21 protein-coding genes, 1 pseudogene and 2 riboswitches are annotated in these 19021 nt (G+C 44.4%); of the genes and pseudogenes, 14 read left to right on the top strand and 8 right to left on the bottom strand.

The features are described from left to right. Positions 1 to 11: 11 nt before the first annotated feature. From XMA152_RS10980 to XMA152_RS10970, 3 genes are read right to left on the bottom strand one after another with little or no spacing between them, the layout of a single operon-like run. Entirely contained in the window at positions 12 to 935 is a 924-nt protein-coding gene (locus tag XMA152_RS10980) for an ABC transporter permease (RefSeq protein ID WP_173483627.1), read from the bottom strand. Beyond that, a complete protein-coding gene (locus XMA152_RS10975) occupies positions 935 to 2014 on the bottom strand; it encodes an ABC transporter permease (protein WP_173483626.1) in 1080 nt (359 codons plus the stop codon). The genes XMA152_RS10980 and XMA152_RS10975 overlap by 1 nt, the downstream gene beginning before the upstream one ends. Then, a complete protein-coding gene (locus XMA152_RS10970) occupies positions 2011 to 3531 on the bottom strand; it encodes an ABC transporter ATP-binding protein (protein ID WP_173483625.1) in 1521 nt (506 codons plus the stop codon). Before XMA152_RS10970 ends, XMA152_RS10975 begins: the two co-directional genes overlap by 4 nt. 733 nt (positions 3532 to 4264) lie before the next feature. On the opposite strand from XMA152_RS10970, the gene XMA152_RS10965 reads away from it, so the two are divergent. Then, the gene (locus XMA152_RS10965; protein WP_173483624.1) at positions 4265 to 4891 is read left to right on the top strand and encodes a hypothetical protein; all 627 of its coding nucleotides are present in this window, start codon (positions 4265 to 4267) and stop codon (positions 4889 to 4891) included. Positions 4892 to 5212: 321 nt separating this feature from the next. Here the strand turns inward: XMA152_RS10965 and thiC are convergent, their stop codons facing one another. Further along, on the bottom strand, positions 5213 to 7102 hold the full coding sequence (thiC, locus tag XMA152_RS10960; RefSeq protein WP_173483623.1) for a phosphomethylpyrimidine synthase ThiC: 1890 nt from the start codon (positions 7100 to 7102) through the stop codon (positions 5213 to 5215). A 79-nt stretch (positions 7103 to 7181) separates the two neighbouring features. Continuing rightward, positions 7182 to 7284, bottom strand: a riboswitch (TPP riboswitch). Positions 7285 to 7354: 70 nt separating this feature from the next. Beyond that, positions 7355 to 7443, top strand: a riboswitch (TPP riboswitch). 44 nt (positions 7444 to 7487) lie between these two features. Here thiC and thiM point away from each other — a divergent pair. The 7 genes from thiM (at position 7488) to XMA152_RS10925 (ending at position 11440) form a co-directional block, all read left to right on the top strand. Continuing rightward, entirely contained in the window at positions 7488 to 8273 is a 786-nt protein-coding gene (thiM, locus tag XMA152_RS10955) for a hydroxyethylthiazole kinase (RefSeq protein ID WP_173480623.1), read from the top strand. Then, positions 8270 to 8890, top strand: a complete 621-nt coding sequence (thiE, locus tag XMA152_RS10950; RefSeq protein ID WP_173480624.1) for a thiamine phosphate synthase — start codon at positions 8270 to 8272, stop codon at positions 8888 to 8890. Before thiM ends, thiE begins: the two co-directional genes overlap by 4 nt. Further along, positions 8887 to 9684, top strand: coding sequence for a bifunctional hydroxymethylpyrimidine kinase/phosphomethylpyrimidine kinase (thiD, locus tag XMA152_RS10945; RefSeq protein WP_173480625.1), 798 nt, complete (start codon positions 8887 to 8889; stop codon positions 9682 to 9684). The genes thiE and thiD overlap by 4 nt, the downstream gene beginning before the upstream one ends. A 205-nt stretch (positions 9685 to 9889) precedes the next feature. Next, entirely contained in the window at positions 9890 to 10330 is a 441-nt protein-coding gene (locus XMA152_RS10940) for a cytochrome c (protein ID WP_173483622.1), read from the top strand. A 6-nt stretch (positions 10331 to 10336) separates the two neighbouring features. Next, on the top strand, positions 10337 to 10804 hold the full coding sequence (locus XMA152_RS10935; protein WP_173480627.1) for a c-type cytochrome: 468 nt from the start codon (positions 10337 to 10339) through the stop codon (positions 10802 to 10804). A gap of 16 nt (positions 10805 to 10820) precedes the next feature. Next, entirely contained in the window at positions 10821 to 11030 is a 210-nt protein-coding gene (locus XMA152_RS10930; RefSeq protein ID WP_173480628.1) for a heavy-metal-associated domain-containing protein, read from the top strand. Beyond that, positions 11027 to 11440 (top strand): cytochrome c, encoded by a 414-nt coding sequence (locus XMA152_RS10925; protein ID WP_173480629.1) that lies wholly within the window; start codon positions 11027 to 11029, stop codon positions 11438 to 11440. Before XMA152_RS10930 ends, XMA152_RS10925 begins: the two co-directional genes overlap by 4 nt. Before the next feature lie 137 nt (positions 11441 to 11577). Here XMA152_RS10925 and XMA152_RS10920 read toward each other — a convergent pair whose 3' ends face one another. Beyond that, a complete protein-coding gene (locus tag XMA152_RS10920) occupies positions 11578 to 12180 on the bottom strand; it encodes a TMEM165/GDT1 family protein (RefSeq protein WP_173480630.1) in 603 nt (200 codons plus the stop codon). 105 nt (positions 12181 to 12285) lie between these two features. After that, the gene (locus tag XMA152_RS10915) at positions 12286 to 13452 is read right to left on the bottom strand and encodes a DUF6538 domain-containing protein (RefSeq protein WP_173483621.1); all 1167 of its coding nucleotides are present in this window, start codon (positions 13450 to 13452) and stop codon (positions 12286 to 12288) included. 367 nt (positions 13453 to 13819) lie between these two features. On the opposite strand from XMA152_RS10915, the gene XMA152_RS10910 reads away from it, so the two are divergent. Beyond that, on the top strand, positions 13820 to 14122 hold the full coding sequence (locus XMA152_RS10910; RefSeq protein ID WP_173483620.1) for a hypothetical protein: 303 nt from the start codon (positions 13820 to 13822) through the stop codon (positions 14120 to 14122). 28 nt (positions 14123 to 14150) lie between these two features. Here the strand turns inward: XMA152_RS10910 and XMA152_RS10905 are convergent, their stop codons facing one another. Together XMA152_RS10905 and XMA152_RS10900 are read right to left on the bottom strand one after the other, a co-directional pair. Continuing rightward, positions 14151 to 14720: a site-specific integrase gene (locus XMA152_RS10905; protein ID WP_173483619.1), complete on the bottom strand. Its 570-nt coding sequence runs from the start codon at positions 14718 to 14720 to the stop codon at positions 14151 to 14153. 414 nt (positions 14721 to 15134) lie between these two features. Beyond that, a pseudogene (locus tag XMA152_RS10900) lies at positions 15135 to 15659 on the bottom strand (hypothetical protein); the annotation flags it as partial. A 367-nt stretch (positions 15660 to 16026) separates the two neighbouring features. Between XMA152_RS10900 and XMA152_RS10895 the strand changes: the two are divergent. The 5 genes from XMA152_RS10895 (at position 16027) to XMA152_RS10875 (ending at position 18990) form a co-directional block, all read left to right on the top strand. Next, positions 16027 to 16353, top strand: a complete 327-nt coding sequence (locus XMA152_RS10895) for a hypothetical protein (RefSeq protein WP_000455722.1) — start codon at positions 16027 to 16029, stop codon at positions 16351 to 16353. A 15-nt stretch (positions 16354 to 16368) separates the two neighbouring features. Beyond that, a complete protein-coding gene (locus XMA152_RS10890) occupies positions 16369 to 16788 on the top strand; it encodes a single-stranded DNA-binding protein (RefSeq protein ID WP_032469935.1) in 420 nt (139 codons plus the stop codon). Positions 16789 to 16867: 79 nt separating this feature from the next. Next, the gene (gene bet / locus XMA152_RS10885; RefSeq protein ID WP_000414662.1) at positions 16868 to 17686 is read left to right on the top strand and encodes a phage recombination protein Bet; all 819 of its coding nucleotides are present in this window, start codon (positions 16868 to 16870) and stop codon (positions 17684 to 17686) included. Between the two features lie 83 nt (positions 17687 to 17769). After that, entirely contained in the window at positions 17770 to 17913 is a 144-nt protein-coding gene (locus XMA152_RS10880; protein WP_015066581.1) for a hypothetical protein, read from the top strand. A 60-nt stretch (positions 17914 to 17973) separates the two neighbouring features. Then, a complete protein-coding gene (locus XMA152_RS10875) occupies positions 17974 to 18990 on the top strand; it encodes a YqaJ viral recombinase family protein (RefSeq protein WP_173483618.1) in 1017 nt (338 codons plus the stop codon). Positions 18991 to 19021 lie beyond the last annotated feature (31 nt).

Raw genomic sequence — 19021 nt, 5'->3', positions numbered from 1 at the left:
GTTTTTTAACCTCAGTTTGAGGCGTGGAACAGGCGGCCAAGGGAGGCGGGTGCCCCGTGATTCCCTTTTGCCGAAATAATGACCAGTACGAGAATTGTTATCAAAAACGGTGACATAGACAAGTACTCAACTGGAATTGCGACACCAGCTGCTTGCAGATTAAGCTGCAGCACGGTGATGCCACCAAATAGATAAGCGCCCAATAGTGCTCGCCAAGGCTTCCAGCTGGCGAATACAACAATTGCCAGTGCGATCCAACCCGCACCCGCTGTCATACCCTCGGTCCACTGTGGGACACGAACCAGACTGATGTATGCACCGCCCAAGCCAGCACAAGCACCACCGAACATGATCGCCATGAAGCGGATACGGATAACCTTATAGCCCAGGGCGTGAGCAGCATCGTGATTTTCACCTACTGCGCGAAGTACCAAACCGATGCGCGTGTACTTAAGAACAAACCAAACGGCTGCCACGATCAGAATAGAGATATAGACCATTGGATCGTGTGAGAACAGCATAGGCCCCAATACAGGGATGTCTGATAGAACGGGAATCTCGAAGGCTTGAAGGGTGGGTGACTTGATCCCTTCATAAGGTTTACCCAACAGCGCAGAGATACCTAAGCCGACTAAGGTTAACCCCAAGCCAGTCGCCACTTGGTTCGATTTAAAGAAGAGCACCAAGGTTGCGAAGATAGTCGATAGCAACGCACCGGCAATAGCCGCCGTTACAAACCCCAGTGCAGGACTAGTCGTATTAACGGCCGTTATAAAACCGACCACCGCACCGACAATCATCATGCCTTCAACACCTAGGTTAAGCACGCCGGACTTTTCTACGACGGTCTCACCAATGGCAGCCAGCAAGATCGGAGTGGCTGATACCATTAAAGAGGCGATCAAAAGGACGGGGCTGATTCCTGAAAGATCCATTATTGAGCCGCTCCCAATCGAATTCGGTAGTTGGTAAACATATCCGTCGCCAGCAAGAATAGAAGCAACATACCTTGGAATAGCCGGATGGAGGCGCCGGGAAGTCCCAACATCAACTGTGCTAATTCACCGCCGATGTAAGTCAGTGCCATTAATAGACCAGCTAACAGAATACCCACTGGGTGAAGTCGTCCTAAGAAGGCAACGATGATGGCTGTAAAGCCGTATCCAGAGTTGAAGTCGATGGTGATTTGGCCTGCTGGGCCTGCCACTTCAAACATTCCTGCTAGACCCGCCAAGGCTCCAGAGAAACCAAGACAGAAGACAATTAGACGTGTCGTAGAGACACCGGCAAATTGGGCTGCTTTAGGTGCTTCACCCATTAGACGAACTTCAAATCCGCGAATGTGACGAGTCATCATGACGTAGGTAAAGATCACCGCAATAAATGCACTGATGACGCCCCAGTGCATGCCGGAATTGGCAATCACTTCACCATTGAACGCACTTGGGTACTGTTGCAGGTTGCGTGACCCCGGGAATCCGTATCCGTCAGGGTTCTTTAATAGGCCTTGCGCTACGGAAGCTAGAATTGATTCAGCAACGTAGACCAGCATTAACGAGACGAGAATCTCATTTGTTTTAAATTTGGTTCTAAGAACTGCAGGGATCATAGCCCAGAGCCATCCGCCGAAAGCGCCAGCAATAATCATGGTTGGGAAAATAAAGGGTGATTCAGCAGGGTAGACGGCCAGTGCAGCAGCGGCACCAAAAATAGCCCCCATAATGTACTGACCCTCAGCACCGATATTCCAGATGCCCGCTTTAAAACCGACCGACAGTCCAATAGCAATAAGAATGAGTGGGCCTGCTTTAACCAGTAGTTGTGGTCGTGAGTAGGAGGCGAAGTTCTCATCAAAGAGTGGATCCCAAAAGATGATGCGGATAGCTTCAAACGGATCTTTCCCCAAGGCTGCAAACATAATTCCGCCAGCAATCATGGTAAGGATGACTGCGATAATTGGAGTCAGGATGGTGGTTGTTCGTGACGGCGCTAACCGTTTTTCAAAACGTATCACTGTGCACTCTCCTCAAAAGAGGCAGTTGATCCGCCCATCATCAAACCTATTTGATCCATACCTAACCCTGCAGTGGGAACGATTTCAGAGAGTGAGCCCTCATTTAGCGCACAGAAGTGATCACTGATCTCTAACAGTTCATCCAAATCTTGGCTGATCACTACGACACCCGCACCATTATCAGCAAGGTCCAATAGTTTTTGCCGTATAGAAGCCGCTGCAGCCGCATCGACTCCCCAAGTAGGTTGGTTAATAACGAGCACCTCAGGCTTTTGCAGAACCTCACGGCCCACGACAAATTTTTGTAAGTTACCGCCTGATAAAGAGCCGGCTGGAGTGTGAGTGCCAGGGGTGCGCACGTCAAAGTCTTCAATAACCTCTTCGGCATAGTCATTGGCGCTAGACCAGTTCACAAAACCACTTTTCAAAAGCCCCATACGGCGAGCTGCAGTAATCACAGTATTCTCTTTCAGTGACATGGCAGGAGCGGCTGCATGGCCTAGTCGCTCTTCGGGTGCACTCAGAAGACCTAGCTGACGACGTTTGATAGGGCCTAGCTCACCGATGGGTTCGCCATTAAATTGAATGGCATTTGCGTTCGTTTTAAGTTCGCCAGAGAGTGCCGAAAGGAGTTCATCCTGACCATTACCAGCAACTCCGCCAATACCCAGTATCTCACCGGCTTTAAGGTCGATATTGATCGATTTAAGTGAAGTGCCAAATTGATCTTGTGAGGACGAAGAGAGGGCTTTAACAGAGAGTATGGTTTCACCAATATTTCGGCTGGATTTAACCGGGTTTGCAAAACTGGCACCCACCATCATCTCCGCCATCTCGCGAGCCGTGGTTTTTGACGGCACACAGGTTGCGACCTTCTCACCATGCCGAAGTACGGTCGCTTCATCACACAGAGCACGAATCTCTTCAAGCTTGTGTGAAATGTAAAGAATGGAGGTACCTTCCTCTTTAAGCTGGCGCAAAGTTTTGAATAGGATCTCGACCTCTTGGGGAGTCAGAACCGACGTGGGTTCATCCATAATCAAAAGCTCAGGGTTTTGTAACAAGCAGCGAATAATCTCAACGCGTTGACGTTCACCCGCCGACAGGGTCCCTACAATACGGTTTGGCTCAAGCGGTAATCCATAGGCATGTGAGACGAGCTCAATACTTTTGGATAGCTCACGTGGCTTGGGTGCGTCATCCATGCCCAGTGCAATGTTTTCAGCAACGGTTAATGCATCGAAAAGGGAGAAGTGCTGAAACACCATCGCAACACCTGATGAGCGAGCCGCGTTGGGCGACACTGGCGAGTAGTCGGAGTTGTTGAGTGTCATTTGGCCAGAGTCAGGTTTAACCAGGCCGTAGATCATCTTAACCAGTGTGCTTTTACCGGCACCGTTCTCACCTAAAAGGGCATGAACTTCGCCCTTTTTGATTTCGAAAGAGACATTGTTATTGGCGACAACACCCGGGTATGCCTTCGTCAGGCCATTAATCTTTAAGAGCGCATCTGCCATTAAATCGCTTTCTCTTGGTGGCTGAAAGAACAGTCGCTGTCTGACTGTCTGGTTAACAATTGAGTAAGAATACCTAGGGAAGGATCATATGTCATCACTCTGTCACTGAGTGATTCTATATTTAGGGGTTAGATAAAGTATTTGGTAACTGGGAAGGTTTTCTTAGTAATTTTAGGCATAAAAAAACACGACTCAAGGTCGTGTTTTCTCTAGATGCTCTCTTTGTACCTATTGAATGGTACCGATGGTCGGACTTAGAGACTGCCCAAGTACACCATCTTTCCTTGCAAAACATATACTTACATACCTTAGGTTCACCCTCAAGAGACCTTTTTGTGTCTACGGTTTTGTCTACGGATAAGTCCCTTTACCCGTAGGACGCTCTAACTCTCTTTCTGAGCTAAATTCACCGAAAATCTTTAAGACACTCATCAATTGAATCGGATAATGAGTAACCCCCCTTCACCCTATCAAAATCGTAAGCACTAATGAGCAAGTAGATTGAAATTCAGATTCTTAAGTTCCCCTAACGATAGAAAGTTAGCTCGTAAGTGTTCTCTATATGGAACACTTAAATCATTGCAACCCGCATGAAACCTGACTTTCTAGTTTCTTTCAATTAGATACTAAAGGGGATAAAAAATTGACTTGTAGACTAGATGCTTCCGTTTTTGAAGTTGCAGAACCAACATTTCCATATGAAGAACGATCTTGGGGAAGATATAACCATTCTATGCAGCGTAAGATCGTTGAATGTCTCAAGCAGGAAGGAGAGCCAGATATCGCATCACAAGTTTGTCTAGATAATGAAGCAAATGAACAACTAGTAACCTACTCAATTAATACTGGTTTGGTTCTAGATGTTAGACCATGCAATTTAAAGGACGAAGTAGTCAACTTTAGACAGTCCCATCCAATATGGTCTCTTTCTCAGGAAGACCATGTCAGGCTCTATTTTAAAACCTATCAACATATGGAGTTAACTGTCGATCGCATGTCCTATGCTTTGACTGAGAACCTTAGCAAAGCTGCGCGCAAATACCTTACTTATCTACAAGATAATGTATTAGGAAGAAATTACTGTTTGGTAAACATTAGTGACCTGACGGCATACGTTGGAGACGCCTATAGAAAAGCTAAGCTTGAGTTGACCAGATTCAATTTCTTGCGCAACGTTAAAACACGGCTTCCTAAGCAATTGAGCCTAGTGCAAGTAAATCCATTGCTAATGTATCGTGGCATGCCTTTAAGTCAGAAAAGCAGCCCTGTTGATGATTGGTACAAATCTATAAAGCCCAGGGTGAAGGGGGGTTACTCATTATCCGATTCAATTGATGAGTGTCTTAAAGATTTTCGGTGAATTTAGCTCAGAAAGAGAGTTAGAGCGTCCTACGGGTAAAGGGACTTATCCGTAGACAAAACCGTAGACACAAAAAGGTCTCTTGAGGGTGAACCTAAGGTATGTAAGTATATGTTTTGCAAGGAAAGGTGGTGTACTTGGGCAGTCTCTAAGTCCGACCATCGGTACCATTTATTTGGTATAGATTACAGAGAGACACTTTAGAAACCTTGAGATCCCTTAAGGTATCCCATTGTTTTCCTTGCGAATCCTCATGATCCGCGTCCAAGGAGTAGACAATGGGTCCCCAAAGGTAGCTAGTGTTACTTGCCCAATATTTTCCTAGTTACTAGCGTGATATAAAGATGAACCAAGCTCTTCAAATTTACCTGACATCTCTTTCATACCATGTGCTTTGATATCAGCATATTCTTTTACTTCCTGGCTGATCTTCATTGAACAGAATTTAGGACCACACATTGAGCAAAAATGGGCTACCTTTGCTGCGGGTGCAGGCATCGTTTCATCATGAAACTCTCTAGCCCTGTATGGATCAAGCGAGAGATTAAATTGATCTTCCCAGCAAAACTCAAATCGAGCTTTTGACAGGGCGTTATCTCTAACCTGTGCGCCAGGGAAGCCTTTAGCGAGATCAGCGGCGTGAGCTGCAATTTTATATGTTATCAGCCCGTCCTTCACATCCTCCTTGTTAGGTAGACCTAGGTGTTCTTTCGGGGTCACGTAACAGAGCATAGCGCATCCATACCAACCAATTTGAGCTGCACCAATCCCTGAAGTGAAGTGGTCGTAACCAGGTGCTATATCCTGAGTCAGAGGTCCTAGAGTATAAAACGGTGCTTCATGGCAATGTTCTAACTCTTCAGTCATATTTTCCTGAATTCGCTGCATCGGAACATGACCAGGACCTTCGATCATGACCTGAACATCATATTCCCAAGCAATTTTCGTCAACTCACCGAGTGTTCGAAGCTCACTAAATTGAGCCTCATCGTTCGAGTCCATGATTGAGCCTGGACGCAGCCCGTCACCGAGAGATAATGCTACGTCGTAGGCGGCACAGATCTCACATATCTCCCGAAAGTGAGTGTAAAGGAAGTTTTCTTGATGATGAAAGAGACACCATTTAGCCATAATGGAACCACCGCGAGAGACAATCCCTGTTAAACGATTGGCAGTCATAGGTACGTATTCAAGAAGCACCCCTGCGTGGACCGTAAAGTAATCTACGCCCTGTTCTGCTTGTTCAATAAGCGTATCTTTTATGACTTCCCAACTAAGGTTCTCTGTAATCCCGTCAACTTTTTCTAGTGCCTGATAAATGGGTACTGTTCCGATGGGTATGGGTGAATTACGAATAATCCATTCACGCGTCTGATGGATGTCATCGCCAGTTGATAGATCCATCAATGTATCCGCACCCCATCGAGTTGACCATACAAGCTTTTCTACCTCCTCTTCTATTGAAGAAGTAACTGCTGAATTACCAATGTTAGAGTTCACTTTTACTAGGAAGTTGCGCCCAATAATCATAGGTTCAGACTCAGGATGGTTGATGTTAGAGGGTATAATAGCCCTGCCTTCTGCAACTTCTGTACGCACAAACTCTGCTGTTATTTTTTCAGGAATATTGGCTCCGAAGCTCTCACCTGGATGTTGTTTACGTAGCAGCTCGCTTTTTATCGCTTCCAGGTTTTGATTTTCACGGATAGCGATAAACTCCATTTCTGGGGTGATGATCCCTTTTCGCGCATAGTGCATTTGAGTAACACATTTGCTCTTCAAGGCTTTGCGAATACGAACTCGTTTTTGAAAACGCTTTGCTTCTCCTCGAATATCTATCTGTTGTAAGCGAGCATATTCAGAACTTAAAACATCTAAGACCTCTGTGTCTCCACGCTCAGTGATCCATCCCTCACGAAGAGGCTCAAGCCCTTCTGTAACGTCTATGTGCTTATTGGGGTCCGAGTATGCACCCGCTGTTTCGTAAACATAGATAGGTTCGTTCTGCTCCCAATTTGAGGCATCTTTCTCATCAGCTATCGGTGTTGGATTACAACTAATTTTTCGCATGGGAACTTGTATGTCCGCTCGAGATCCTTGGACATAGATTCTCTCCGAACCCGGCAAAGGGTTAGATGATAGTGAGTAGATAAAGTCTCTCGCAGACTCTTGAGCTGTTTGTGAGCTGGTAGGTTTTGTATTTTCTGACATAAGCACTCCTGAACTAACTGGATTGCTTGTCGAGTGGTATCGAATAGATACGTGGCGACCCAAGATAAGGGTGACTGCAGAATCAAGAAATCTTGTTCCCTACGCGGGTTCTAACCCGTTCAGGTTCTGCGGATCCCGCACAATGTGCGATCTCAGCCAATAAGGCACTCCGACAAGTTTTTTTAAAATAAACACAAAAATGAAACAAATCAACAGAGATCTATTTACAAATGCGAGCGTAAAAAATACATTGAAAAAAGACAGGGGCGCCAAAAGGCTGAGAAGCACCCTTAGTACCTGAACCAGATAATGCTGGCGTAGGGAGTCGAGAATCCACTAGTCATAAAGCTAGGATTCCCCGTCTCTCTGTGGCCTTGGAGAGACCATGGAAAATATCGGACACTACCTTGATCAGATGCGTTCTGCATCACCACTAGTTCACAACATCACTAATTTTGTAGCCATGAACAGTATGGCAAATGTTTTGCTGTCTGCTGGTGCATCACCAGCTATGGTGCATAGCCTAGAAGAAGTTGAAGACTTTGCCGCAATTTCAAATGCACTGACTGTGAATATTGGAACCCTGGAGCCTGCTTGGTTGGAAGCTATGTGTAAAGCAGCCAAGCAGATGAATTCTCAGAGTAAGCCCTGGGTATTTGACCCTGTAGGCGTTGGTGCAACCAAGTATAGACAACAAGCCTCTAAACAATTACTGGCTTTAAAACCAACCGTAATACGTGGTAATGCGTCTGAAATCATGGCTCTCGCTGGTCTTGAAAGTTCGGGCCAAGGCGTTGATGGGCGAGATTCAGTAGAGTCAGCTATTGATGCAGCATGCACCCTAGCTAATCAGCTCGGATCTGTTGTCGCAGTTACGGGGGCGATTGATGTCGTCACTGATGGTGAGCGAACTGTAGAGATCCCTCATGGCAGCTATTACATGAGTAAAGTAACGACTATGGGCTGCTCTTTGAATGGCGTTATTGCTGCGTTCTGTATTGGTCAACCATCATTTGAAGCTACTGTTTCAGCTTTAACGTACTTCGGTATAGCGGGTGAGATTGCAGAGAATAAATGTAAAGGCCCTGGTTCGTTCTGGGTAGAGTTCATAGATACACTTGCATCTCTGTCTGGGGAGGCAGTGACTAGTCGTTCACAGGTTACATTGTGAACAGACTTGGCCCTATTTATGTCATCACCGATACTGAATCACCCTGGTCTATTAGAGATCAGGTTAACTTTGCGGCTGAAGGCGGTGCGCATTTAATTCAGTATCGTGACAAACATATCAGTGATGCTGGCTATTTCAGTAAAGCAGTTCTGCTTATGAAAGACCTCAAGGGATATGATTGTGAGCTAATTCTGAATGACCGAGTAAACGTGGCTAAAGAGTTGCCTCAGTGCGGACTTCATGTAGGTCAGAGTGATGGTGAATTAGCTGCTATCAAAGCATCACTTGCCCCAACTCAAATTTTGGGTCTGTCCATTGAGCATAGTTCTCAAATCAATGAAGCGAATCAGCAGATTGCTGATTACTTCGGTATAGGCCCTATCAGAGCAACTCAAACAAAGTCAGATCATGCTCCACCTATTGGGTTTGATGGTTTGAAAGATGCTGTCAAGCAGTCATCTATTCCAACATATGCGATAGGAGGAATGTCATCATCTGATATCCCTATTCTTAAATCTATTGGAGTTTCAGGTATAGCAGTTGTATCAACAGTTACACGTTCGGATGACCCAAAACAATCGGTAGAAAACCTTAGAAAAGAATGGAGCAAAACATGATCAAGAACATTCTTACTATTGCTGGCTCAGACTCATCAGGTGGGGCGGGCATTCAAGCAGATATTAAAACTATCTCTGCATTAGGTGGTTACGCAATGTCGGTTATCACAGCAGTGACTGCACAGAACACCTCTGGGGTTAAGGCTGTAAAGTTGATAGAAGCTAGTTTAATCAAAGCTCAGCTAGATGCTATTTTTGATGATATTCGTGTGGATGCCATAAAAATTGGAATGCTGGGATCAACCGAAATAATTACAACTGTCGCAGAATGTTTGAAAACCAAAAATGTTCCTATCGTTTTAGATCCTGTGATGGTCGCCAAAAGTGGTGATCCTTTGTTGGATTCAAATGCCGTAAATGCACTAAAAAATTCTCTTCTACCACTAGCCACTTTAATAACGCCAAATCTTCCGGAGGCTGCTGTGCTTCTGGGTCAAAAAGAAGCTATTAGTAGAGCTGAAATGGAAGCTCAAGCCAAAGACCTTTTGAATCAAGGAGTAGAATCCATTTTACTTAAGGGAGGGCATCTAAAGGGTAAAGACAGTCCAGACCTTTTAGCAACCGACGGCAGTCTGATATGGTTTGAGGAAAAGCGTTTTGAAACGAAAAACACTCATGGAACAGGATGCACTCTTAGTTCAGCACTAGCCACCCTTATTGGTAAGAATTACTCGATCCAAGAAGCCATTTTAGAGTCTAAAGGTTATATTACCAACGCTATTAAAGCAGCAGATAGGCTTTGCGTAGGCAATGGTCATGGCCCCACTAATCACTTTTGGAGTCTTGCAGAATAATAGTTTGAACCTAACTTAGTTACTTCAACATAGCAGTTGTCTGTATTCGACCCATAAGAGACACTTCGCGTAAACTCTGCAGCTCAGTCAAAAGGAGAAGCTAGTTATTCTTCAAGTGTAACTATTGATGTTTTTATATCGCCTTTCAATCTAATGACAGGTTTAGGTTGCATGATTTGATGGAAGTTATCTTGAAGGTAAAGTAATGCGGAAAAAATCACTTAGACTTACCTTGGCCAGTGTTTTATTTGTTGCTGCATTTGCTGCTTATGCACACTCTGGTGCAACTGGAGTTGTTAAGGAGCGAATGGATAATTTTAAGCAGGCTAAGAAATCCATGAAAACCATCAAGCAGGCGATTAAAGCTCCTGATTTTCAAACAATCACTTTAGAGTCGGAGAAGTTGGTAAAGTGGGGGAATGAAATGCTTAACTATTTCCCAGTGGGTTCAAACCAAAAGCCATCTGAAGCTATGCCATTAATTTGGCAAGAGTGGAGTAGATTTGATGCGCATCGTCAAACTTACCTATTAAATTCAATTACCCTAGTAGAATCCGCCACATTGCAAGATCTCGATGCTGTTAGGGATGCATATGGTGAATTAGCGAAGTCCTGTAAGGCTTGTCATGACAGGTACAAAGATTAAATAACTATGTTCCAAATTAAGAGTTTGAATCACACTGTAGTCATCGTTATCAGTGCCTTACTTGCAGTGTCACTATTTCTATATTTCAGCTTCCAGCAACCAGATGAGCGTATCCCCTACAAAGATGCAGAGGCTGTAGCGAAGGGAAAAGCAATTTACTTCGCTGAGTGTGCTTCCTGCCACGGCTCCAGTCTGGAGGGCCAAGTTAATTGGAAACAACGTGATTTAAAGGGCTACTTACCCGCTCCACCGCATGATGAGTCAGGACACACTTGGCATCACGATGATCAGCTTTTGTTTAAGCTTACTAAATTTGGTGTACAGGCAATTGCAGGCAAAGAGTACAAATCAAATATGCCAGCGTTCAAGAAAAAGCTAACAGATGAGCAAATTTGGCATGTTTTAGCTTATATTAAATCTGAGTGGCCTAAGGACTTGGCTCAACGACATACAGAGATGGTTAACAATAAATAACGTAGAGGAAATTACTATGAATAACATTAAATTGTATGTTGAAGGGATGAACTGCGGAGGGTGCGTATCATCAATTCAGGAAGCATTGGCTGCAGATACTGCAATCAGTGAGGTCAGTGTAGATCTTGATAGTAAAACAGTTTCACTGGCGACAGAAAAACCCATAAATGAAGTTCTAAGTCTACTCCAAGATGCAGGCTATGAATCTGAAGTGGTAAATCAGTGATAAATAAAAGTTTAAAAATGCTTCTTTGTTCTTCGTTTGTTCTGGGGTTAAGTGTTCCAGTACACGCAGGTCATAAAGAGAATCACGTCGATGTTAAAACTGGTGCGCTGAGCGATAGAGCCAAGTTTGGCGCCAAAGTATTCAAGGATAACTGTGCGCAATGCCATGGTGAAAATGGATCAGGTAGTGATAAGGGACCTCCTTTAATTCACTCAATTTACAATCCAGGGCATCATTCAAATCAGTCTATTGTGAGTGCTATTAAAAACGGTACACGGCAACATCACTGGCCATTTGGTGATATGCCTGCACAAGAACAGATTACATTCATGCAAGTTCCTGCAATCATTCAATATATACGTGAAATGCAGGAGATAAATGGAATCAAAACGGTTCCACATAAGATGTAAAAAGATTGTCTGGGCGTGGCTCATGGTTATTTTTTGTGAGCCACAACTGAATATTCTTTAGCTGACGACTGTTTATGACCTTCAGACGTCACTACAAATTAATTGGTTTGCCACAGTCGAAAAGTACGAAGTTAGGCTCAGAAATAATTAGCGCCTAAAGTGCTAATAAACTTATACCCTGCAAAGCCACCAAACATTAAAAAAAGAACTCCACCTGCTCTGTGCAGCCAATGAAGCGGGATTTTTCTAACAAGAGCTTTACCCGCCCAAATTCCTAATACGGATATCGCAATCAAACCTAGGCTACCGCCAATCCAAACGGATAGAGCATCCATAGTGGTTGATAATGCCGCTACAGCTATTTGGGTTTTATCACCAAACTCTGAAACTAAAATCATTAAAAAGGTTGTTATGAAGATACCATGACTCGCTTTCTCTTCTAGCTCAATATCTTCCTCATCTTCGGTAGCTCTAAGTGCCAACACACCAAAAACGATAAACATCACTGCTACAGTCGCTAAAATTATTGATTCAGGTACCAACGCCGCTATGGTTGAACCAAAAATAACAGCTAGCAAGTTTAAGACTAGAAATGCTATTGCTGCACCCCAAAATACTGGCCAATGACGGTAGCGTGTAGCAAGCGCCATACAGACCAACAGACTTTTATCGCCAATTTCTGCTAGTGAAACTAAAGAAAATGTAGAGACCAAAGTTGTAACAAACTCAGACTGAATCACAATAGGAGCCTTATGGAGTTTTAAAGATTCTAATCTTTTCAAAAGAAACTTTTTAGTTAATTCGTTACATTAAATTGATCTTCATAATATGGCTACTTTGTGCCGTTAGTCGTCATCATTAACGCGCATAGCTCTGGTCATCCAGTTGTGCAAGGTTTTAAGTGGGTAGCCATTACCATAGCCTTGCCCAACACTTTGAACACTCCAGCCACCTAACTGGTCTATAAGTTCTGAAGGTGCATCTGCTGCTCTCAATCTATCTCTAAAACTGTGGCGTAGTCCGTGAATAACGGCGTCCTTTCCTGCAATTATTTTTATCCACTTGTTCAAAGCGGCGCTTGCAGAGTTTGTTTTACATTCATTTTGGTTTGCATATCTTGGGAAGCAAAACTCATTTAGGGGGCTCTCTAGGAGTCGTTTAGCAGCCCACAATGAAGACCTTACGAGAGGAATAACTCTAGCGCTTGCAGAGGTCTTTAAGGGCCTGTGTGAGTGCTTTTGGATTATGATATGCGGTGTTTCTGCTTCAAGGATAATATCTGTTCTAAGAAGCCCTACAGCCTCTCCTAAACGTATACCTGTGTCGCTTATGAGAGCTATGAGATGTCTTAGGTCATCATCTAAAACCATGCATTCCTGTTGAATCTTTTTGATGCTATCTAATGGAATGGGCAGGCGCTTATGCTTATCACTATCATTAGCAAGGTAAACACCTTGGAACGCGTTATTACACTCAAGACCAAGCTCATTAATTGCAAAAGACACAACGGCTTTAATACACGTGAAATTACGCTGAATGGAACTCATTTGAAGCCCACGTTCAAGCAGCCAGTCTCTTAGTTTGGATGCGTCTGCTGTTGTGTATTGGTCTAAGCAGCGAAGACCCAAGCATTCTTTCAGATATCCTATGGCTCTCTTGGTATGGCTAAAGAAATACTTTCCTTTACTCCGCCCCTTAACTGAAAGGTAAGTCTCCATAGCTTCATCAATTGTAGGAAGAGTGGAGTCCAGGTTGGTTGTTGCTTGAGAGGTCAGTAGGTGTGCTGCAGGCACGTTCATCTCCTTAAGACGCAGACCTAGCCAGTAGTCATCTAAGCGAGATGAAAGAAGTTTAGATGCTGTTGCTGCTCGTGTAGATGATTTGGTGCTAAGGCTCTGAACAATCCTTGAAGACTTGTAGTGGTGTCTAAGATCGCTAGGAACAGCTCTAGAAAAATAATAGATAGAGTCTTTAACGAAGGTGTACGAAGGATGCTTTTGTGTATACGCCATTGTCTACTCCTTGGACGCGGATCATGAGGATTCGCAAGGAAAACAATGGGATACCTTAAGGGATCTCAAGGTTTCTAAAGTGTCTCTCTGTAATCTATACCAAATAAATGGTACCGATGGTCGGACTCGAACCGACACGCTTTATAGGCAACGGATTTTGAATTGCGATGCGTCTAATAAATTGCATTTATTTCAGTAATTTATGTTTTATATGTATTGGTGTGCTACATAGTGTGTGATAACTTTTTTCAAATACTGTGTTGCAACCTACACTTACAATCCGAAAAATTCCAATTTAGCTCTAATGGGTAGAAATTTTTACCACAGCCGATAAGCTAGTTGCTTTAGACCTAGGAACAGTTAGGTAATGACAAAATTAAGATTCTTTTTAGGATTGATAAGGCAGTTAGAATCAGCGTCTATAGAACTTGGTTTGGGTAGTCTTACGGATTCTGATCGTATCGTGCTCATAGCGTTATGGGATGTGGTTGACAAAAAAACGTATCAATCAAATCTAGGATATGATCGTTTTGCGGAAATGACTGAAAAGCAGGAGATAGTTGTATCTAGATCTCAGTTCTTTAAGTCTATAAGTAAGTTGGAAGATTTGAAGCTAATTACTCGTGTGGGTGGTTCCAGAAGTGGCACGTATCAACTTAGAGAAGAGTAAATAGTATTTAGCTAATTAAGTTGCTCTATTATATGAGCTCAGCAGCATTGCGCTTTAGCTCATCATTCACAGTTACATATCTCTGTGTTGTCTGAATACTCTGGTGACCAGCCATTTCAGCGAGCACAAATACACTCACTCCTTTTTGACTCAATTGAGTTAACCAAGTTCTTCGGCCCGAGTGGCTTGTAGCTCCGTGCATTCCTGCTCGCTCGTACAAGCGTTGTAAGTGCTGTGTGGCAGTATTTGCGCTAAAGCGTGACGACTTCTGTGTTGAAAATAGATAGCCGTGTGCTGGACGTCGTTTAAGTCCTGAAAGGTATTCGCGTAGCTGGCGCATCATCTTTTTCGGTAGGAATATTTTTCTAGAGCGCTTACTTTTAGTACGTTCTTTGTCGAGTGTTAACTCAGAGAGTAGGGTGCCATCATTGCTGATGATGTCCTCAAAACGCAGAGCTGCAACTTCGCCGACTCTAAGGCCACAATAATGTGTAAGCATTAGCATCGTAATGTCACGTTCGGGATAGCGACTACATGCTCGTGTAACGTCGAAAACCTGTTTTAGTTCGGGCTTAGAAAGTGTTTTTGCTTGTGCCATATTCTTCACCAAAAATGTAACTTTTTCGTGTGTATAGCTTATTTTCTGAGGTTTGTTTTGGGCAACCGAAAAGGCAGTTTGCCAGACCTTTTGCGATTCAATGACTTAGTGTGAAATGTAAGAAATTCCGAGTTTTCTTACATTTCTAGAAACAGTGCAAGAAGAGTGTACTTAAAAATTTAGTGCTTCTTTTATTTCATTTATAGCGCGGTCATATGTGTTGCTTGGAATCTTTCTATTGAAATAGATAGCATTAAGTAATTCCTGATCTTCTATCTCCTGTAGAACCTTATCTACGTGAATACTAGCTGGATTCCCTTTAACCATATCCTCTAAAAAATATCCTAGCCCATGTGAGCAAGAGTACTTGTCTTTAAAATCTATAGTTACACTTCTAATCGGCTCGGGCTGACCTTTCCCCTTAACTTGAGCTGATTTTCGTGCTCGAATTTCGATATCAATAATGCGTCGAGCCAGTTTGATAATGCGCTGTTGTCATGTGTAGTCGCCATCAACACGTTGCTTGTTGCTAAGCACGCTGGATAGCCAGAGTGTGTCCATTGAGATCATCAACGCATCGAGTTTGCGAACTAAGCCAACAAACTGGCCAACCTGGGGCGAGCTTATTTTTGCGTTGAAGGTTATCGGATCGGTGTAGTCAGGTACTTCATCGATGCCGTTGGACTCCATCAGTTTGTCCAAACGAGCTTGTTCGTTGTCTACCGCCTTAGCGCAATCCTCGATCAGATGGCTAATGATCTGTTCCACTTCATCAATTTCGTTCTCATCGCCAATGATGCGTAGGATGACATCGATTCCGTAGAGCGCACTGACCGTCCGTCTAAAAACACGGTCAACGACACGTTGTGCCTGTAAGCTGTTAATTGTGAATGATTGTTCAAAGATGGGTTTTGAGTAATTGGGTTTTGCTTGGGCCATAAGTTTGCTCCTGATATGACAATAATCAGTCCCTAGCCTAATCCTCTGTGAGGTAATGGCCTTTCAGCTAGGTGGAAGAATTGAGCATCTTTCTAACTATCCTGTCTGGATAAGACGGTTACACTGACTATCAAATATTGCTGATCTGTTTCAGTGATATCTGCGCCTAAGAGCATGAGCTCAAAGGAAGCCCGCCGCTGAGTATTCTCAGTGGTACTAAGAGGTAGCTAGCCTCCTTAAACAAATAGCCTGCATGTTTTTACATGCTCAACCATGCGTTCCTTACGGTTCGCCTTTTCACCACCCAACTGGGGGAGTTTTCCCCAGTTGGGGTTGACTCCTTCAAAACCAAATTAAGGAGTCACCCATGGAATATATCTTCGGATTTATCATCCAAATCGCAGGCATTATGTTGCTTGCAAAACTAAGCTGGTCGCTTTTGCGATTGCTTGCTCGTCAAAGCGTGCGCCCGTTTCGATTTGTACTTACTCAAATCAAGCGATTGCTCACACCAACACCAAAACGTCGTCCAATGGCAGTGCCTAAAGCTCCTGGTATGCCCCGTTTGACATCTGCGTTTTACAAAGAGCCACATCAGTACGACATGGCTTTACTCGAAATACCAACCTATCTGCGTCGTCAGTCTTCTTTGCCCAGCCGGGTAGAAGCGACTGTGTGCACAGAGTTCAACTAAGACGAGGAGAACATCATGAAAAACCAAGTAACACTCATAGGCTACGTTGGCTCTGAGCCAGAGACGCGAGCCTATCCATCAGGTGATTTAGTGACCAGCATTTCACTGGCCACTTCTGAGAAATGGCGCGACCGTCAATCCAATGAGCTCAAAGAGCATACGGAATGGCATCGGGTCGTTTTTCGAGATCGTGGTGGATTTAAGTTAGGGCTAAGGGCAAAAGATTTGATCCAAAAAGGAGCGAAGCTTTTTGTTCAAGGGCCTCAGCGCACGCGCTCATGGGAGAAAGATGGCATTAAGCATCGATTGACCGAAGTGGACGCGGACGAGTTTCTGCTTCTTGATAATGTGAACAAAGCATCTGAGCCATCAGCGGCGGATGATGCAGGCTCCCAAACTAATTGGGCACAAACTTATCCTGAACCAGATTTTTAACCGAGCAAAAACGCTTTAACCCAGCCGGGAGTACTTTCCCGTCAGGGTCAGACTCCCACTTTGATTGTCGGAGTCCACAATGGAAAAACCAAAGCTAATCCAACGCTTTGCTGAGCGCTTTAGTGTCGATCCAAACAAGTTGTTCGATACCCTTAAAGCAACAGCATTCAAGCAACGTGACGGTAGTGCACCGACCAATGAGCAGATGATGGCGCTCTTGGTGGTTGCAGATCAGTACGGCTTGAACCCTTTCACCAAAGAGATTTTTGCGTTCCCTGATAAACAAGCTGGAATTATTCCAGTGGTAGGTGTCGATGGATGGTCTCGCATCATCAATCAACACGACCAGTTTGATGGCATGGAGTTTAAGACTTCAGAAAACAAAGTCTCACTGGATGGCGCGAAAGAATGCCCTGAATGGATGGAATGCATCATCTATCGGCGCGACCGTTCGCACCCAGTCAAAATCACTGAGTATCTGGATGAAGTCTATCGACCGCCTTTTGAAGGTAACGGCAAAAATGGCCCTTACCGTGTAGATGGTCCATGGCAGACGCACACTAAGCGAATGCTAAGACATAAATCCATGATCCAGTGTTCCCGCATTGCGTTTGGCTTTGTGGGAATTTTCGATCAAGACGAAGCGGAGCGAATTATCGAAGGCCAAGCAACACACGTTGTTGAGCCATCGGTGATTCCACCCGAGCAAGTTGATGATCGAACCCGAGGGCTTGTTTACAAGCTTATCGAGCGGGCGGAAGCTTCAAACGCTTGGAATAGTGCATTGGAATATGCCAATGAACATTTTCAAGGTGTTGAGCTGACGTTTGCGAAACAAGAAATCTTTAATGCACAGCAACAAGCAGCCAAAGCGCTCACACAGCCTTTAGCTTCTTAGCGCCACGCATTCATTTTACTAACCCTGGCGGGATTATTTTCCCGTCAGGGGGAAGGTCTCGTCTTTTTTTTGGGAGATCTTCCATGACTAAATCAGCCTCACTTTTTCGCTTGGTATTGGTTGTTGCCCTTGTCTTAGGTTCGATTCAAGCCGGTAAAGCGGCAATTGATTCGGTTCAAGCAAGTGTTGTTCAGCACCAAACAGCGTTAGCACAAGCAGCAAAGTAACCACTTAACCCTGAAGGGGAGTTCTCTCCTTAGGGGGAGTCTCCCCTCAAAGGAGGCAATATGAAGGTTATCGACCTATCACAACGTACTCCTGCATGGCACCAGTGGCGCATTGCAGGGGTTACGGCATCTGAAGCCCCAATTATTATGGGGCGTTCACCCTACAAAACACCTTGGCGATTATGGGCAGAAAAAACCGGATTCGTATTACCGGAAGACCTGTCGAATAATCCTAATGTACTTCGCGGTATACGGTTGGAGCCTCAAGCAAGGCGAGCATTTGAGAATGCGCATAATGACTTTCTTCTGCCGTTATGTGCAGAAGCCGATCATAACGCAATCTTTCGAGCCAGCTTTGATGGCATCAACGATGCGGGCGAACCCGTTGAACTGAAATGTCCTTGCCAGTCAGTTTTTGAGGATGTGCAAGCTCAACGAGAACAAAGCGAGGCGTACCAGTTGTATTGGGTGCAGGTACAGCATCAAATACTGGTCGCCAATAGCACGTGTGGTTGGTTGGTTTTCTATTTTGAGGATCAACTGATTGAGTTTGAAATACAACGAGACGCGGCGTTCTTAACTGAGTTGCAAGAAACAGCGCTTGAGTTTTGGGAGTTAGTACAGACCAAAAAAGAACCGTCAAAATGCCCAGAGCAAGATTGTTTTGTTCCCAAGGGTGAAGCTCAATACCGCTGGACATCGTTGTCTCGCCAGTATTGCTCAGCACATGACGAAGTGGTCCGACTGGAAAAGCACATCAAATCTTTGAAAGAAGAAATGCGAGACGCTCAGTCGAAATTGGTCGCTATGATGGGTAACTACGCTCATGCCGATTATGCTGGGGTCAAACTCAGCCGCTACATGATGGCGGGTACGGTGGACTATAAGCAATTGGCCACCGATAAATTAGGCGAGCTGGACGATCAGGTTTTAGCTGCTTACCGAAAAGCGCCACAAGAGCGGTTGCGTATCAGCACCAATAAGCCAGAGCAGCCCGTTGAAACACCAATCAAAATCAGCCTTGAGCAAGAGATCTTGGTTCTGCCAGGTGACTCGCCGAGCTCATTTTACTTTTAACGTTCACTTGGAGCCGATTTCGGCTCCTTTC

The organism is Marinobacterium sp. xm-a-152, from assembly GCF_013282965.1.
Lineage (GTDB): Bacteria > Pseudomonadota > Gammaproteobacteria > Pseudomonadales > Balneatricaceae > Marinobacterium_E.
The sequence above is the reverse complement of the archived record's forward strand: the minus strand, read 5'-3'. Positions and strand labels throughout refer to the sequence as shown.

Coding starts and splice junctions, on each gene's coding strand:
- XMA152_RS10940 (WP_173483622.1), top strand. CDS start 9,890: ATGCGGAAAAAATCACTTAGACTTACCTTGGCCAGTGTTTTATTTGTT.
- XMA152_RS10880 (WP_015066581.1), top strand. CDS start 17,770: ATGACTAAATCAGCCTCACTTTTTCGCTTGGTATTGGTTGTTGCCCTT.
- XMA152_RS10965 (WP_173483624.1), top strand. CDS start 4,265: ATGCAGCGTAAGATCGTTGAATGTCTCAAGCAGGAAGGAGAGCCAGAT.
- XMA152_RS10895 (WP_000455722.1), top strand. CDS start 16,027: ATGGAATATATCTTCGGATTTATCATCCAAATCGCAGGCATTATGTTG.
- thiC (WP_173483623.1), bottom strand. CDS start 7,102: ATGTCAGAAAATACAAAACCTACCAGCTCACAAACAGCTCAAGAGTCT.
- XMA152_RS10930 (WP_173480628.1), top strand. CDS start 10,821: ATGAATAACATTAAATTGTATGTTGAAGGGATGAACTGCGGAGGGTGC.
- XMA152_RS10905 (WP_173483619.1), bottom strand. CDS start 14,720: ATGGCACAAGCAAAAACACTTTCTAAGCCCGAACTAAAACAGGTTTTC.
- XMA152_RS10980 (WP_173483627.1), bottom strand. CDS start 935: ATGGATCTTTCAGGAATCAGCCCCGTCCTTTTGATCGCCTCTTTAATG.
- XMA152_RS10935 (WP_173480627.1), top strand. CDS start 10,337: ATGTTCCAAATTAAGAGTTTGAATCACACTGTAGTCATCGTTATCAGT.
- thiD (WP_173480625.1), top strand. CDS start 8,887: ATGATCAAGAACATTCTTACTATTGCTGGCTCAGACTCATCAGGTGGG.
- XMA152_RS10890 (WP_032469935.1), top strand. CDS start 16,369: ATGAAAAACCAAGTAACACTCATAGGCTACGTTGGCTCTGAGCCAGAG.
- XMA152_RS10915 (WP_173483621.1), bottom strand. CDS start 13,452: ATGGCGTATACACAAAAGCATCCTTCGTACACCTTCGTTAAAGACTCT.
- thiM (WP_173480623.1), top strand. CDS start 7,488: ATGGAAAATATCGGACACTACCTTGATCAGATGCGTTCTGCATCACCA.
- XMA152_RS10910 (WP_173483620.1), top strand. CDS start 13,820: ATGACAAAATTAAGATTCTTTTTAGGATTGATAAGGCAGTTAGAATCA.
- XMA152_RS10875 (WP_173483618.1), top strand. CDS start 17,974: ATGAAGGTTATCGACCTATCACAACGTACTCCTGCATGGCACCAGTGG.
- XMA152_RS10970 (WP_173483625.1), bottom strand. CDS start 3,531: ATGGCAGATGCGCTCTTAAAGATTAATGGCCTGACGAAGGCATACCCG.
- bet (WP_000414662.1), top strand. CDS start 16,868: ATGGAAAAACCAAAGCTAATCCAACGCTTTGCTGAGCGCTTTAGTGTC.